A 14,457-nucleotide genomic window follows, 5' to 3' on the forward strand; every position below is an offset into this window, starting at 1 on the left:
TCGGTCGCGATGAAGGTTTCGGCAATTCTCGTCGTTTCTCACGAATCGGCCATGAGCGCACAGGTCATACCCTCCCGGAATCACCCGTTCTCCCTCGCCGAGACAAGAGGTGCACATGTCCGAACTCAATGAACTCCGCGGCTGGTTGGAAAGTCGCCTTCCCGAGTTGCTGGCCGAACACAAGGTGCCGGCCGCGTCGATCGCCGTATACGCGCACGGAGAGATGATCGACCGTGCGGCCGGGGTGCTGAACAAGCACACCGGCGTCGAGGCCACCGCGGACTCCGTCTTCCAGATCGGGTCGATCACCAAGGTCTGGACGACCACGCTGGCGATGCAGCTCGTCGACGAGGGCGCGCTCGACATCGACGCCCCGGTCCGGGCGTACCTGCCCGAATTCGCCGTCGGTGACGAGACGGCCTCCGCGAAGATCACCGTACGCCAACTGATGTGCCACACCTCGGGGTTCGAGGGCGACGTCTTCCTCGACACCGGTCGCGGGGACGACGCGGTGCACAGGCTCGTCACCCTCCTCGCCGACGTGCCCCAGCTGTTCGCGCCGGGCGAGATGTTCTCGTACAACAACGCCGCCTTCTGCGTACTCGGTCGCATCGTCGAGGTGCTGCGCGAGAAGTCGTACGACGACTGCCTGCGCGACCACCTGTGCACGCCGCTGGGGCTGACCCACGTCGCCCCCAGCCCGTACGAGGCCGTCAGGTTCCGCGCCGCGTCGGGGCACCTCACGCCCGACCCCGACGCCGAGCCGCAGCCCGCGCAGGTGTGGGCGCTGCCCCGGTCGAACGCGCCCGCCGGATCAATGCTGGCGATGCGGCCGCGGGACCTTCTGACGTTCGCCCGGATGCATCTCGACGGGGGCAGGGGGCCCGACGGGACGCCGGTGCTCACTCCGGAGAGCGCGCTCGCCATGCGGCGCCGCGAGGTGGAACTACCGGATCTCGGTCTGATGGGCGACGCCTGGGGACTGGGCTGGTCGCTCTTCGACTGGCCCGGCGGCACGGTGGTCGGCCACGACGGAGGCACGCTCGGCCAGTCGGCCTTCCTACGGGTGGCTCCCGAACACGACATCGCGGTGGCGTTGCTGACCAACGGCGGCAACCCGCTCCCGCTGTACGTCGAACTCGTCGGACGCGTGCTGCGCGAGCTGGCCGGAACAGAGATGCCGGCGCTCCCGGTGCCGGACGCCGACGCCCCCCGTGTCGAGACAGCGAGGTTCGTGGGCACGTACGCGTCGTCCGTCGGCGACACCGTCGTCAGCGAGGACGCCGACGGCAGGCTGTGGGCCGAGCGGACCCCGAAGGGAGTGTTCGCCGAACTCGACGGCGGTCCGCCGGAAAGGATCGAACTGGTCGCGTACGACGGCGACAGGCTGATCCCCGTGAAGCCGCAGCGCGGCATGCACATGGTGCACGCGTTCGTCGGGGACGACGGGACCGGGCGGGCGCGGTTCCTGCACACCGGCCGGGCCGATCGGCGGGTGAGCCGGTGAACGCCATCGCCGACGAGATCGCCGCGGTCTTCGCCGAGGCGGGAGCGCAAGGATTCCTGCACGCCCGTGAGATCGGGGTGACCGACGGCCCCGAGGTCGCCGTCGGCGCGGACGCCCCGGTGGTCCTGGCGTCGGTCTTCAAGATCCCGGTCGCGGTCGCCTACGCCCGCGAGGTGGCCGCCGGACAGCTGGACGAGACCGAACGGACCCGGGTCACCGCGCGCTACCGCGTCGGCGGGATCGGCACGGCCGGGTGCGTCGACGACGTGGAGATGAGCTGGCGCGACCTGGCGCTGTTCATGCTGACCATGAGCGACAACGCGGCCACCGACGTCGTGTTCCACCGGGTCGGACAGGACGCCGTGGACCGCGTGCTCACCGACCTCGGGCTGTCCCGAACGCGTATCCGCGGCTGCTGCGAGGACCTCTTCGCGTCGTTGCTGTCCGACCTCGGTGCCGGCGAAGGCGACGACGCGGAGGCCGTGCTCGCCGCGGCCACCCCGGAACAGCTGTGGAAGCTCGCGGTGCTGGACCCGGCCAGGACGACGTCGTCCACCCCGCGGGAGATCACCCGGCTGCTCGACGCGATCTGGACCGACCGCGCGGCCGATCCCGGGGCCTGCGAGAAGGTACGCGCGATCATGGGACGGCAGATCTGGCCGCACCGGATCTCGTCCGGCCTCGACACCGGGGTCCAGGTGGCGGCCAAGACGGGCACGCTTCCCGCGATCCGCAACGAAGCAGGTGTGCTGACCTACCCGGACGGCAGGCAGTACGCCGTCGCGGTGTTCACCCGCGCGGACTCCCTGGAGGACCGCCGGCCCGCTGTCGATACCTCGATCGGCAGGGCCGCCCGGCTCGCCGTGGACCATCTCCGCCACGGAGAGACGTCGTGAGGCGCCGGGTCGTGCTGCTCGGCGCGCTGGCGCTGACGGTCAGCGCGTGCGGAGGAGTCTCGCAGTCCACACAGGGGCGGACCGCACACCAAAAGCTGGCGGACGGCAGGACCTTCACGCAGGCGATCGCGTCCGACCCCGGAAGCCTCGACCCGCAGATGACGGTCCTCTCGGTCGCCATCCAGACCGATCGCTACCTCTACGACTCGCTGCTCAACGTCGACGCCGCCGGAAAGCCCGTGACGGGACTGGCGGACAAGTGGCGCGCCACGACGACGAAAGCCACCTTCAGCCTGCGGCGCGGCATCACCTGCGCCGACGGCTCGCCGCTGACCGCTGCGGACGTCGCGGCGAACATCAACTTCGTGGGCGACCCGGCGAACAAGTCCCCGTTCGCGGGGGTGACCATCGCGCCCGGAACGAAGGCGACCGCCGACAACGCGAGCCACACCGTCACGCTCACCAGCGGAGCGCCGGACGCGTTCCTGCTGCGCAACGCGGGCCGGCTGCCGATGGTGTGCGCCGCGGGCCTGCGGGACCGTTCGCTGCTGGCCAAGGGCGGCGCGGGCACCGGCATGTTCACCGTCACCGAGGCCGTACCCAACGACCACTACACGCTCACCCGGCGCAAGGACTACACGTGGGGGCCGGGCGCGTGGAAGACCAACCAGCCGGGGCTGCCCGACAAGGTGGTCGTGCGGGTGGTCCCGAACGCCACCACCTCGGCGAACCTGCTGCTCTCCGGCGGCCTCAACGCCGCGGCCACGGTCGGGCCGGACAAGAAGCGGCTCTCCGCGCAGAAGCTGTTCCACGCCGACTACCTCGCTCCGATGGGAGAGTTGTTCTTCAACGAGGCTCCCGGCCGCGCCGGCCGGGACGAACGTGTCCGCCGCGCCCTGGTCCAGGCACTCGACCTGACGCAGCTCGGCAAGGTGCTCACCAGCGGCACCGGCAGACCGGCCACAGGCATGGTCACGGCCGAACCCCGGGCCTGTACGGGCGACACCCTGAAGGGCAACCTTCCCGCGCACGACCTCGCCGCGGCCCGAACTGCGCTCGACGCGGCGGGCTGGCGCGTGGGCCCGAGTGGCGTGCGCGTCAAGGACGGCAAGCGGCTCGCCCTCACCATGATCTACGCGACGCAACTCGGGCCGACCATGGCGCCCACCGCCGAGCTGGCGCAGCAGACCTGGAAGAGCATCGGAGTCGACGTCAAGCTGAAGGGCGTCGACAGCTCCGGGCTCGACCAGGCGCTGTTCACCACCGGAGCGTGGGATGTCTCGATGGCTCCCTTCGGCTTCGAACTGCCCAGCCAGGCAGTGCAGTTCATGTCGGGCAGGACGCCGCCGCAGGGCACCAACTTCGCGCACATCCGGAACGCCGGGTACGACTCTCAGGTGCGCAGGGCGTCGGCGCTGGTCGGCGACGACAGCTGCCGCGCGTGGCTCGCGGCCGAGACGTCGCTGATCAAGCGCGTCGACGTCGTCCCCTACGTCCACTCGGTCATCCCGTTCTTCGGCACCGGAGCGCGGTTCGAGGTCAGCGCGGGCTCCATCACGCCGTCGTCGATACGGATGTACGGCTGATGGCCACCGCTGCGGTGCCGGCCGCCTCGCGTGCCGGAATCCGGGGCGGCCCGTGGCTGCCGTTCGCACGGCGCAGGCTGCGGCGATTCCTCGTCGCGCTGTGGGTGCTGCTGACCACGGCATTCCTGATGATCCACCTGGTCCCGGGCGACCCGGTCCGGGCGGCGCTGGGAATGACCGCACCCACCGAGCTGGTCGATGCCCGGCGCCAAGCACTCGGCCTGAACGACCCGTTGTGGGTGCAGTACGGCCACTACCTCGGCAACCTGTTCACCGGCGACTTCGGTACGTCGATGACGAGCAACCTGCCGGTGGCGCAGGTGATCGGCGACCGTCTGCCCGCGACGCTCGCGCTGGCCGTGCCGGCGTTCGTGGTGGTGGTCGCCCTGGCGATTCCGCTCGGCGTGCTGTTCGCGGTGTTGACCAGGGGCGGCAGACGGCGGGGCGTCGAGCTGGGATTCACCTCGGTGAGCGTGTTCCTTGCCGCCGTCCCTGAGTTCCTCGTCGCCGTCGGCCTCGTCGCGTTCTTCGCCGTGCGCCTTGGCTGGTTCCCGGTCGCCGGGAGCGGCGGCGCGAGCACGTTCGTGCTGCCGGTGACGGCACTGGCGACCGGGGCGACGGCGGTGCTGGCGCGGATCGTACGGGTGGAGATGCTGTCTGTGCTCGGCGACGACTTCGTCCGCACCGTCCGGGCGAAGCGGCTGCCCGCCCGGCTCGTGTACGTCCGGCACGCCCTGCCGAGCGCGCTGACCGCCACGCTGACGCTGGGCGGGCTGATGCTCACCGCGATGGTCGCCGGGACGGTGCTGGTGGAGAACGTCTTCGCCTGGCCCGGGCTCGGCTCGACGATCGTGCAGTCGATTCTGGCGAAGGACTATCCGACGGTGCAGGGCATCGTGCTCGTCTACGGCATCGGGGTGCTGCTGGTGAACCTGGCGGTCGACGTGCTGCTGGCGCTGCTCGACCCGCGCTCGACCATCCGGGAGAGCTGATGACGTCGACATCGCAGTGGAGAAGGCGCGGCTCGGCCTGGTCGGCGGCCGCGCGCACCCCGATGGGGGCGTGCTCACTGGCGCTGTTGGTCGCGTTGGCCGCACTCGCCATCCTGGGACCGGTGCTGTGGGGCGAGCGGGCGGCCGCGGTCGACACGAACGCGATCGGCCAAGGCCCCTCCGGGGCACATCTGTTGGGCACCGACTCGCTCGGCCGCGACATCTTCTGCCGCACGCTCGTGGCCACCCGGTTCTCGGTCGAACTCGCGGTGATCGCCACGGCGGTCGGCGTCACGGTCGGTCTCCTGCTGGGTACCTTGCCGTCGGTGCTGCCGCGCCGGGCCGGCAGGCTGATCACCTCCGCCGTGGACATCGCGGTGGCGTTCCCGGGGCTGCTTCTTGCGTTGTTCTTCGCGGTCATCTTCGGCGTGGGCACCCGAGGCGCGGTCCTTGCGATCGCGTTCGCGACGGCGCCGGGCTTCGCCAGGCTGGCGCAGACCCTCGCCGCGTCGGTGGCAGGGCGGGACTACGTATCGGCGGCGCGCATCGCGGGCGTCGGCCGGCTCCGGTTGCTCGTCCGGCACGTCCTGCCCAACATCGGCGAACCGTTGATAGTGAACGCCACCATCAGCGCGGGCGGCGCACTGCTCGCGTTCGCCTCGCTCTCCTTCCTCGGCATCGGCGTCCAGGCACCCCGATACGACTGGGGGCGGCTCCTGGGCGAGGGACTGGACGGGATCTACGTGAATCCGGCGGCCGCGCTCGCTCCCGGTGCGGCAGTGGTGCTCGCCGGTCTCGCGTTCAACCTGGTGGGAGAGACCGTCGCCGCGGTGGTCGGCGTGCGCACCCCGACCGCGCGGATCCCCGCCCGGCCGGCGCCGCCCGCCCGTCCCGCCGCGGCCGAGGAACCCACGGCGAAGCCGGTGCTGTTGGTGGAGAACCTGCACGTGGCGTTCCCGCGTGCGGACGGGTGGACGGTCCCGGTGCGCGGCGTGAGTTTCACCGTGCGCGACGGTGAGGCGATCGGTGTGGTCGGGGAATCCGGATCGGGCAAGAGCCTGACCGGACTGGCGGTTTCGCGGCTGATCGAGACGCCGGGTGTGGTGACCGCGGACCGGCTTGAGTTCGCGGGGACTCCGCTCCTGACGACCCCGGAGCGGGAGTTGCGCGAGTTGCTCGGCACGTCGCTGGCGATGGTCTTCCAGGATCCGACGAGCTCGTTCAACCCGACCCGGCGGATCGGCCGCCAGCTGGCTGAGGCATCGGAGCAGCACCACGGCCTCAACAGGCGCGAAGCCTTCGCCAGAGCCGTGGACCGGTTGCGCGAGGTGCGCATTCCCGCCGCGGAACGACGTGCCCGGCAGTACCCGCACGAGTTCTCCGGCGGGATGCGGCAGCGCGCGATGATCGGCATGGGGCTGATGGGCGAGCCGAAACTGATCATCGCCGACGAGCCGACGACGGCGCTGGACGTCACCGTGCAGCGCCAGGTGCTGCGCCTCCTCGCGCGGACGAGGGAGACCGAGAACGCGGCCATCCTCCTGATCAGCCACGACATCGCGGTCGTCGCGCAGACCTGTGACCGGATGCTCGTCATGTACGCGGGCCGGGTCGTCGAGGACCTCCCCACCGCCGACCTCATGTCTGTACCGAGACATCCCTACACCCGGGCGTTGCTGGCCGCGACGCTGGAACTGGACACCGACCGCGACGAGCCGCTGGCCGTGATCCCCGGCCGCCCGCCCGAGCCGGACCAGGTGCCCGAGGGGTGCGCGTTCGCCGCCCGCTGCCCGGTGGCGACGGACCGGTGCCGGAGCGAGGACCCGGTACTGGAGCGGGTCGACCGGGCACACCGGGTCGCCTGCTGGCATCCGAACGGCGCCGTCGCGCGGGAGTCCGGCCGGGAAGCCGCCTACGGAGGTGCCGAATGAGCGCGCTGGTGTTTGACGAGGTGAGCGTGCGCTACGGCGCCCGGCGCGGAGGCCTGACCGCCGTGGACCAGGTCAGCCTGACCGTGCCCAAGGGACAGGTGGTCGGGCTGGTCGGGGAGTCGGGATCAGGCAAGTCGACCCTGGCACGGGCCGCGGTGGGCCTTGTACCGGTCGCCGCGGGCCGCGTCCTGCTCGGCGGCGTGGATGTGAAGAGCCTGCCGCGAAGGCGTCCGCTGCAGATGGTGTTCCAGGACCCGTACTCCTCGCTGGACCCGCGGATGAGCATCGGTGAGTCGATCACCGAGGCCCTGCCGCGCAGTGCACACGCCGGGGCGGCAGACAGACGGGCCGAGGTGGCGAGACTGCTCGAACTGGTCAACCTCGACCCGGACCGGGCGGGGATGCTGCCGAAGCACCTGTCAGGCGGGCAGCGGCAACGTGTCGCGCTCGCCCGCGCGTTGGCCGGGCAGCCGCAGGTACTGATCGCCGACGAGATCACGTCCGCGCTCGACGTGTCGGTGCAGGGCGCCGTGCTCAACCTGGTCCGCACACTGCAGCGGCGACTGGACCTGTCGATGCTGTTCATCTCGCACAACCTGGCCGTGGTGCGCTATCTCAGCGACGTGATCGCCGTGATGTATCTCGGCCGCATCGTGGAGATGGGCCCCGCCCAGCAAGTCCTCAACGACCCGCAACACCCCTACACGCGCGACCTGCTCGCCGCGGCCCCGTCCGCCCGCACCGGCCTGTTCGACGACCCCGGTGACGGCGACGGCATCGGAGACACGGACCCGCCGGACCCGCACCACCCGCCCACCGGTTGCCGCTACCACCCCCGCTGCCCGATCGGCCCGCTCACGCACACCGAGCGCACCGTCTGCCTCAGCTCCGACCCGGCCGACGCCGCGGCGACCCGCCGGCACCGAGCGGCCTGCCACTTCTCCCCGAGCGTCAGCGAACAGCCCGAAATCCCACGAGGAGGCCTCCTGCGATGACCCGACGCCTTGGCATTGATGATCTGTACGAGTTGACAGTCCCCGAGCAGCCGAGTGTTTCGCCGGACGGAAGCCGGATCGTGTACGTGCTGCGCGCCGCCGACCGCGACGGCGACCGGGACGTGCGGGCGCTCTGGCAGGTCGCCGCCGCGGGCGGCGAGGCACGGCAGCTCACCCGGGGCACGACCGACACAGCACCGACATGGTCGCCCGACGGCACGCGTATCGCGTTCCTGCGTGCCCGGGACTCGGCGCCGCAACTGTGGTTCCTGCCCGCCGCCGGGGGCGAGGCCGAGCAGGTGACAGAACTCCCACTGGGCGCCGGCGCGCCGGTCTGGAGCCCGGACGGCAACAAGGTCGCCTTCGCGGCGCCGGTCGACCTCGCCGCGGCGGACGGCGAGGACGCAACCGCACGCGCACGCCGGGCGAATGCCCCGGTCGTGACGGACCGGCTGGACTTCAAGGCCGACGGCACAGGTCTGGTACGGACCCTGCGCAGGCACGTGCACGTCCTCGACGTAGGCACACGGGAGATCCGGCAGGTCACATCGGGGGACTGGAACGCCGGCGATCCCGCCTGGTCCCCCGATGGCACCCGGCTGGCGTTCCCCGGCGCCCGCGAGCCCGACGCCGACCTCACGCTGCGGTCCGCCGCCTACGTCCTCGACCTGAGCGGGCGCGCCGCCGAACCGCAGGCGACGGGCTCCGGCGACGGCACGGCAGCCACGGTCACCTGGACCTCTGACGGTCGGGCGCTGCTGGTCGTCGGGCGGGGGGACACCGAGATCGGGAACACCAAACTACTGCTGGTGCCGCTGGACGGCGGCGACACCATCGACCTGACGGCTGCCCTCGACCGGAACGTGATGCCGGGCGGCCCCGGCTATCCCGGCGCGGCGCCACGCCCGACAGCGGACGGCCGCGTGCTGTTCTGCGTGCGGGAGCGCGGCTGCACCCACCTCTACTCGGTCGGTCTCGACGGCGGCGCGCCGCGACCAGTCGTCGGGGGCGCGGGGAACACCGTCGGCGACCTGGCCGTCGCGGGCGACACCGTGGCGATCCTCCTCGCCACGCCGTCCTCGTTCGGCGAGATCGCGACGGTCGACCCCGCCGACGGGACGGTCGAGGCGCGCACACACCATGGCGAGAGCGTCGCCGACGTGGAGCTGTTCGCCCGTGAGGAGCGGGAGTTCACGATCTCCGACGGCACCGTGGTCCATGGCTGGCTGGTCCGTGACCCGGCCCGTACCGGCCCTTCGCCTCTGCTGCTGGACATCCACGGCGGCCCGCACAACGCATGGAACGGCACAGCCGACGCCACCCACATCTACCACCAGGTACTGGCCGCGCGCGGCTGGGCGGTGCTGATGCTCAACCCGCGCGGGAGCGACGGCTACGGCGAGAAGTTCCTCACCGCGGCGCTCGGCGCGTGGGGGCAGGCGGACGCGCCGGACTTCCTCGAACCACTGGACCACCTCGTCGCCGAGGGGGTCGCCGACGCCGACCGGCTTGCCGTGTCCGGTTACAGCTACGGCGGCTTCATGACCTGCTACCTGACGAGCCGCGACAACAGGTTCGCGGCTGCGGTCGCGGGCGGGGTGGTCAGCGATCTGACCAGCATGGCGGGCACCTCGGACGCAGGCCACCACATGGGCGTGCGCGAACTGGGCGGCACTCCGTGGGCGGAGGAACAGCCGTACCCGCAGCAGTCGCCGCTCACCCACGTCGACCAGGTCCAGGTACCGACGCTCATCGTCCAAGGTGCCGATGACGTGCGCTGTCCGGTGGGGCAGGCGGAACAGTGGTTCACCGCGCTGCGCGAGCGGGGCGTTCCGGCCCGGCTGGTGCTGTACCCCGGCAGCTCGCACCTGTTCATCCTCGACGGCAGGCCGTCGCACCGGGCCGACTTCAACCGACGCGTCGTCGACTGGGTGGAGCGGCACGCAAGGCCCAAGGGAAACGCGACGCGGGTGCCGATCGACGCCGCGCACTGGCAGCGGCGGCTGAGCGAACTGGCTTGCGCACATCGGGTACCCGGAGCGGCGCTCGGCATCCTGCGCATCGGCGGCGACGGCGCCGACGATCTGGTGCAGGCGAGCCACGGCGTCCTGAGCAAGAACACCGGCGTCGACGTCACCGACGACTCGCTGTTCCAGATCGGCTCGATCACCAAGGTGTGGACGACGACCGTCGTGATGCAACTGGTCGACGAGGGGCTGCTCGACCTCGACGCGCCGATAGCGGACGTCCTGCCCGAGCTGCGACTGGCCGATCCGGGGGTGGCGAGGCAGGTGACCATGCGCCATCTGCTGACCCACACCAGCGGCATCGACGGCGACGTGTTCACCGACACCGGCCGTGGCGACGACTGCCTGGAGCGCTACGTCGACCAGCTCGCAGGCGTCGGACAGAACCACCCGCTCGCGGCGACCTTCTCCTACTGCAACTCGGGATTCGTCCTCGCCGGCCGGGTCATCGAGAAGCTGACCGGCAAGACCTGGGACCTCGCGATGCGCGAGCGGCTGTTCACCCCGCTCGGCCTGAGCCACACGATCACGCTGCCGGAGGAAGCGCTGCTGTTCCGCGCGGCGGTCGGTCATGTCTCGCCCGGCGGCGGCGAGCCGACGTCCGCGCCGGTCTGGGGGCTGCCGCGCTCGGTCGGTCCCGCCGGTCTGGTCGGCGCGGCGACCGCGGACGCCCTGGCGTTCGCCCGGTTGCACCTGACCGGCGGGCTGGCACCCAACGGCGAGCGCCTGCTCGCGCGGGCGTCGGTGGACGCGATGGCCGACAGGCAGACGAACCTGCCCGATCCGCACAGCATCGGCGACTCCTGGGGCCTGGGCTGGATACGTTTCGACTGGGACGGGCACCAGGTCATCGGCCACGACGGCAGCACGATCGGCCAGGCGGCGTTCCTGAGGCTGCTCCCCGAGCAAGGACTCGCGGTGGTGCTGCTCACCAACGGCGGCAGTCCACGCGACCTGTACGAGGAGCTGTACCGGGAGATCTTCTCGGAGCTGGCCGGGGTGGCCATGTCGCGTCCACTCGAGCCGGCCGCCGAACCTCCCGCCGTGGACGCGCGGCGGCACGCCGGTGTGTACGAGCGGGCCGGGGTGCGCGCCGAGGTTCTGCTGACCGGGGAAGGGCTGCGCCTGCGCCAGACCCTCACCGGTCCCCTGGCCGAACTCGCGCCGGATCCGACGCAGGAGTACGACCTGGTACCGGTCTCCGACAGCCTGTTCGCGTTCCTCGCGCCGGAATCACGGACCTGGACCCCGGTCACGTTCTACACGCTGCCCACCGGCGAGCCGTACGTGCACTACGGGGTGCGGGCGGCCCCGAAGGTGGCCTGACCGTTCACGGCCGGCGTCTGCGGCTGCGATGTGGAAGGGCCCGCCCGACCAGCCGTCCTGTCGACTGGTCGGGCGGGCCCGCGCGGACGCCCTGGGAGGAGGTGAACTCATGGAGTGTCCGCTCGCATGACGCGGAGTTCGAGCATCGCGGCGAAGCGATTCCCGGGGTCGTTCAGGTCTGCCCCGGCGATCTCCGCGGCCCGCGCCAGCCGGTATCGGAAGGTGTTCGGATGCACGTCGAGCGAGGCGGAAGCGCCCAGAACATTTCCGAGACTGTCCAGCCGGGCGGTCGGAGTCTCGACCAGGGCGGTGCCGTTTTCCCGGTCGTAGGTGCGCAGACGCTCGATCGGTCCGTTCCGTCGCGACGCAGAGCCGCAGAACGACCGTCAGCTGTTGGGCGGCATCGATGTGCGTCTGAGGGACGTCAACCTCGCTCCGCCACTGGTCGACGATCGCCTCCAAGCGGGGCAGGAGTGCGGCGCACTCGATGGGCGAGAGCTCGCCTCCGCCGTCGTCGGGGCGATCGAGGAGTGACTCGAGCGAGGTGGAGACATCACTCCAGGTACGCTCGCCGCCGAAGCCCCGCATCTCGGAGAGAGCGAACCCCTCAGCCTGCGCCACCTGACGCCGGAACGCAGCGAAGTCGCTGCAGGACCAGGCGATATCGGGACTGCTGGGTGTCTCCGTCTCCCGGGAACAGAGTCAGCCCCACGTCGCTCTCCCTCTTGGTCGTCGAATGCACAAAGCTTCAGTCGGAACCAGCAACATCTGCAGCTGTGATGATCCAGCAGTGGCTGGTGTGATCACGGCATCGGAGCTCTCCTGGCTAGACCCGTTCACCAGCTGAGCCCGCGTGCCTTCGGGAAGCTGGTGACCGTGCTGCGGCGCGAGGGTGCGGCCGCCGTCCGCGAGAGCTGGCCGTGAGGCCTCCCGCTGCCCCCCCCCCGATGGCCGACGAGAACCGGCTTACCGCTGCCGCGGGCCCCCTGCCCAGCTGTGCAGCATCCCGCAACCGCGTTCAACGTCTCGATGCCGCACACAACGGCCCGGACAAGAATCCGACATATGGGGTCCCCGAAATCGGACATGGGGCCAAGATTTCGCATGGCCCCATACCCTCGAATCCTGATATGGGGACGTCGCTCCCAGTGGGAGCGACCTTCGCAGCGAGCACTTCACCCTCCCGCATCATCCCAACCGTGGTACCACAGAAGGGGATTGTCAGGTCGACTGTCGAACGGGGTGATGTGGTGGCTGTGGGCTATCTGGTGACCGTGGTGTTGGCCGTACTGATCGTGGTGTTCTGTCTGGCTCGCATACGCTGGCCGAAACCGCTCTTCTACTTCAGCTACCGGCTCGGCCTGGTCTTCAACGAGATCCCGCACCTCGCTCTCTACGCGTTGGTGGCCTCCACGGCACTGGCCTTCTCCGAGGGCGACATCACCACGACCTCCGACCGGGTGAACGTCGGGGTGGCAGGGGCCGCGGCTGCCGGGCTTGTGGTGGTCACCCTGCGCGGAATGCGGGCGGCGTCCGTGGTGCGTGTCGCCTTGGACGACGCGCTCGGCATCGGGACGGGGACGCACCGCCGGCCGCCGCTGGCACGCATCCTGCTCAGGCCCGTCCTTCGCCGCCGCCGTGACGTCAAGCGGGTGGGCAACCTCAGCTACGGGGACGCAGGCCGTCGCAACCTCCTCGACGTCTACCACCACCGCTCACGCCCCGAGGGCGGCTCCGTAATGATCCACTTCCATGGTGGTCACTACGACCAGGGTCGGAAGAACACTCAGTCGCTGCCCCTGCTCTACCGGCTCGCCAGCCAGGGCTGGGTCTGCATCAGCGCCAATTACCGGCTGCGCCCCGACTTCCCGCATCCCGCCCATCTGATCGACGCGAAGAAGGTCATCGCCTGGGCGCGCGAACACGCAGCGGAGTACGGCGCGGCGCCTGCGGCGGCCGTGTTCGTGGCGGGGAGCTCCGCGGGTGGGCACATGGCGGCTCAGGCAGCACTCACCCCCAATGAGCCGGCCTACCAGCCCGGGTTCGAGGAGGCGGACACCTCCGTGACCGCCGCCGTCGTGCTCAACGGTTTTCTCGCGGAGTACTTCGACGGCGACCCGGCGACCTCGCCGGTGAACCTCGTCCGGACGGATGCACCACCATTCCTCATCGCGCACGGGGACCTGGACGAGCTGGTGGACACGGAGAACCCCAGGGCTCTTGTCACCGCTCTGGGGTCGGTCTCCACCTCGCCGATCGTGTACGTCGAACTACCGGGTGCCCACCACGCTTTCGACCTCTTCCACTCATTCCGGTTTGAGGCGCTCATCGGCGGCGTCGAGGACTTCGCCGCGTGGGTGACGGCCCGGAAAAACCGGGCCTAGAGCTCGTATCAGGGACTTGTTGATGTGGGCTGGCTGGGCGTAACCGGTGTGACGATTCGGCCGTTCGTGAGGGTGTGGGTACTCGACCGTGGATCGTGGACGATGAGTTGTGGGCGTTGATCGAGCCGTTGCTGCCGGGGGCTGCTCACCGACCACGCGAGCGAGTTCGAGGACCTCGACCAGCTCGGCATGGTCCGCTACGTCACCGGCCTCGCCGTCGAGACGGTCATCGAGCGGACGTCGGCCCACAAACTGCTGGAACGGGTACGCGACCTGCTGCCCGGCGGGGACGAGTGGGACCGGGAGGCCGGTCTGCTCGACTCGGAGTACCAGCTCGCCATGGTCCGCTTCCGTGAGGAGCACATGCTCGCCGGCCTGGCCGGCGGCTCAAACGCGGGATCGACCAGAAGCGCGATCCGGTCGCCGTCTTCTCTGAGGTGCAGGACCACGTCATCGCGCTGGCCCATGCGCACGTCGAGCGGCTGGTGACGGAGGCCTTCGCCGACCGGGTGCGCGCGCTGCCCGAAGGCGGCGAGAAGGCGGCGCTCACCCTCCTCTGCAGCCTGTTCGCCCTGTCCACGATCGAGGCGGACCGGGCCTGGTTCATGGAGCACGGGCGGCTGACCGTACAGCGTTCCAAGGCGATCAGCCGCGAGGTGAACGACCTCTGCCGCAAGGTGCGTCCTCTCGCGGTCGATCTCGTCGACGCGTGGGGCATCCCGTCCGCCGTGCTGCGGGCGCCGGATCTGGTGGGCTGACCCGGAACCGTAGCCGGAGGCCGCGGGGGTTCCTGCCGGCCCGGGTGGCTCGATC

10 protein-coding genes and 2 pseudogenes are annotated in these 14,457 nt (G+C 70.7%); 11 read left to right on the forward strand and 1 reads right to left on the reverse strand.

The window, feature by feature from the left end; translation table 11 throughout:
• Positions 1-115: 115 nt before the first annotated feature.
• From OG385_RS01010 to OG385_RS01040, 7 genes are read left to right on the forward strand one after another with little or no spacing between them, the layout of a single operon-like run.
• The gene (locus OG385_RS01010; protein WP_266850923.1) at positions 116-1,507 is read left to right on the forward strand and encodes a serine hydrolase; all 1,392 of its coding nucleotides are present in this window, start codon (positions 116-118) and stop codon (positions 1,505-1,507) included.
• Positions 1,504-2,403, forward strand: a complete 900-nt coding sequence (locus OG385_RS01015) for a serine hydrolase (protein ID WP_266850925.1) — start codon at positions 1,504-1,506, stop codon at positions 2,401-2,403. Before OG385_RS01010 ends, OG385_RS01015 begins: the two co-directional genes overlap by 4 nt.
• Entirely contained in the window at positions 2,400-3,989 is a 1,590-nt protein-coding gene (locus OG385_RS01020; RefSeq protein ID WP_266850948.1) for an ABC transporter substrate-binding protein, read from the forward strand. Before OG385_RS01015 ends, OG385_RS01020 begins: the two co-directional genes overlap by 4 nt.
• Complete coding sequence (locus OG385_RS01025; RefSeq protein ID WP_266850950.1) at positions 3,989-4,981, forward strand: ABC transporter permease; 993 nt, start codon at positions 3,989-3,991, stop codon at positions 4,979-4,981. The genes OG385_RS01020 and OG385_RS01025 overlap by 1 nt, the downstream gene beginning before the upstream one ends.
• Positions 4,981-6,912 (forward strand): dipeptide/oligopeptide/nickel ABC transporter permease/ATP-binding protein, encoded by a 1,932-nt coding sequence (locus tag OG385_RS01030; protein ID WP_266850952.1) that lies wholly within the window; start codon positions 4,981-4,983, stop codon positions 6,910-6,912. Before OG385_RS01025 ends, OG385_RS01030 begins: the two co-directional genes overlap by 1 nt.
• Positions 6,909-7,907, forward strand: coding sequence for an ABC transporter ATP-binding protein (locus tag OG385_RS01035; protein WP_266850954.1), 999 nt, complete (start codon positions 6,909-6,911; stop codon positions 7,905-7,907). Before OG385_RS01030 ends, OG385_RS01035 begins: the two co-directional genes overlap by 4 nt.
• Entirely contained in the window at positions 7,904-11,260 is a 3,357-nt protein-coding gene (locus OG385_RS01040) for a serine hydrolase (protein WP_266850956.1), read from the forward strand. Before OG385_RS01035 ends, OG385_RS01040 begins: the two co-directional genes overlap by 4 nt.
• Before the next feature lie 107 nt (positions 11,261-11,367).
• On the opposite strand, the gene OG385_RS37450 is transcribed toward OG385_RS01040, so the two are convergent.
• On the reverse strand, positions 11,368-11,607 hold the full coding sequence (locus OG385_RS37450; RefSeq protein ID WP_353963179.1) for a helix-turn-helix domain-containing protein: 240 nt from the start codon (positions 11,605-11,607) through the stop codon (positions 11,368-11,370).
• Between OG385_RS37450 and OG385_RS37340 the strand changes: the two genes are divergently transcribed.
• The 4 genes and pseudogenes from OG385_RS37340 to OG385_RS01060 form a co-directional block, all read left to right on the forward strand.
• Positions 11,591-11,794 (forward strand): hypothetical protein, encoded by a 204-nt coding sequence (locus tag OG385_RS37340; RefSeq protein WP_323183621.1) that lies wholly within the window; start codon positions 11,591-11,593, stop codon positions 11,792-11,794. The two genes, OG385_RS37450 and OG385_RS37340, sit on opposite strands and share 17 nt — an antisense overlap.
• A gap of 256 nt (positions 11,795-12,050) precedes the next feature.
• Positions 12,051-12,169, forward strand: a pseudogene (locus tag OG385_RS01050) (IS5/IS1182 family transposase); the annotation flags it as partial.
• 290 nt (positions 12,170-12,459) lie between these two features.
• Positions 12,460-13,644 carry an alpha/beta hydrolase gene (locus OG385_RS01055; RefSeq protein ID WP_266850958.1) on the forward strand — a complete coding sequence of 395 codons (1,185 nt, stop codon included), beginning with the start codon at positions 12,460-12,462 and terminating at the stop codon, positions 13,642-13,644.
• Positions 13,645-13,779: 135 nt separating this feature from the next.
• Positions 13,780-14,402, forward strand: a pseudogene (locus tag OG385_RS01060) (acyl-CoA dehydrogenase); the annotation flags it as partial.
• Between the last annotated feature and the right edge of the window lie 55 nt (positions 14,403-14,457).

This window comes from Streptomyces sp. NBC_01306 (assembly GCF_026340465.1).
Lineage (GTDB): Bacteria > Actinomycetota > Actinomycetes > Streptomycetales > Streptomycetaceae > Streptomyces.

Coding starts and splice junctions, on each gene's coding strand:
- OG385_RS01035 (WP_266850954.1), top strand. CDS start 6,909: ATGAGCGCGCTGGTGTTTGACGAGGTGAGCGTGCGCTACGGCGCCCGG.
- OG385_RS01010 (WP_266850923.1), top strand. CDS start 116: ATGTCCGAACTCAATGAACTCCGCGGCTGGTTGGAAAGTCGCCTTCCC.
- OG385_RS01030 (WP_266850952.1), top strand. CDS start 4,981: ATGACGTCGACATCGCAGTGGAGAAGGCGCGGCTCGGCCTGGTCGGCG.
- OG385_RS01025 (WP_266850950.1), top strand. CDS start 3,989: ATGGCCACCGCTGCGGTGCCGGCCGCCTCGCGTGCCGGAATCCGGGGC.
- OG385_RS01040 (WP_266850956.1), top strand. CDS start 7,904: ATGACCCGACGCCTTGGCATTGATGATCTGTACGAGTTGACAGTCCCC.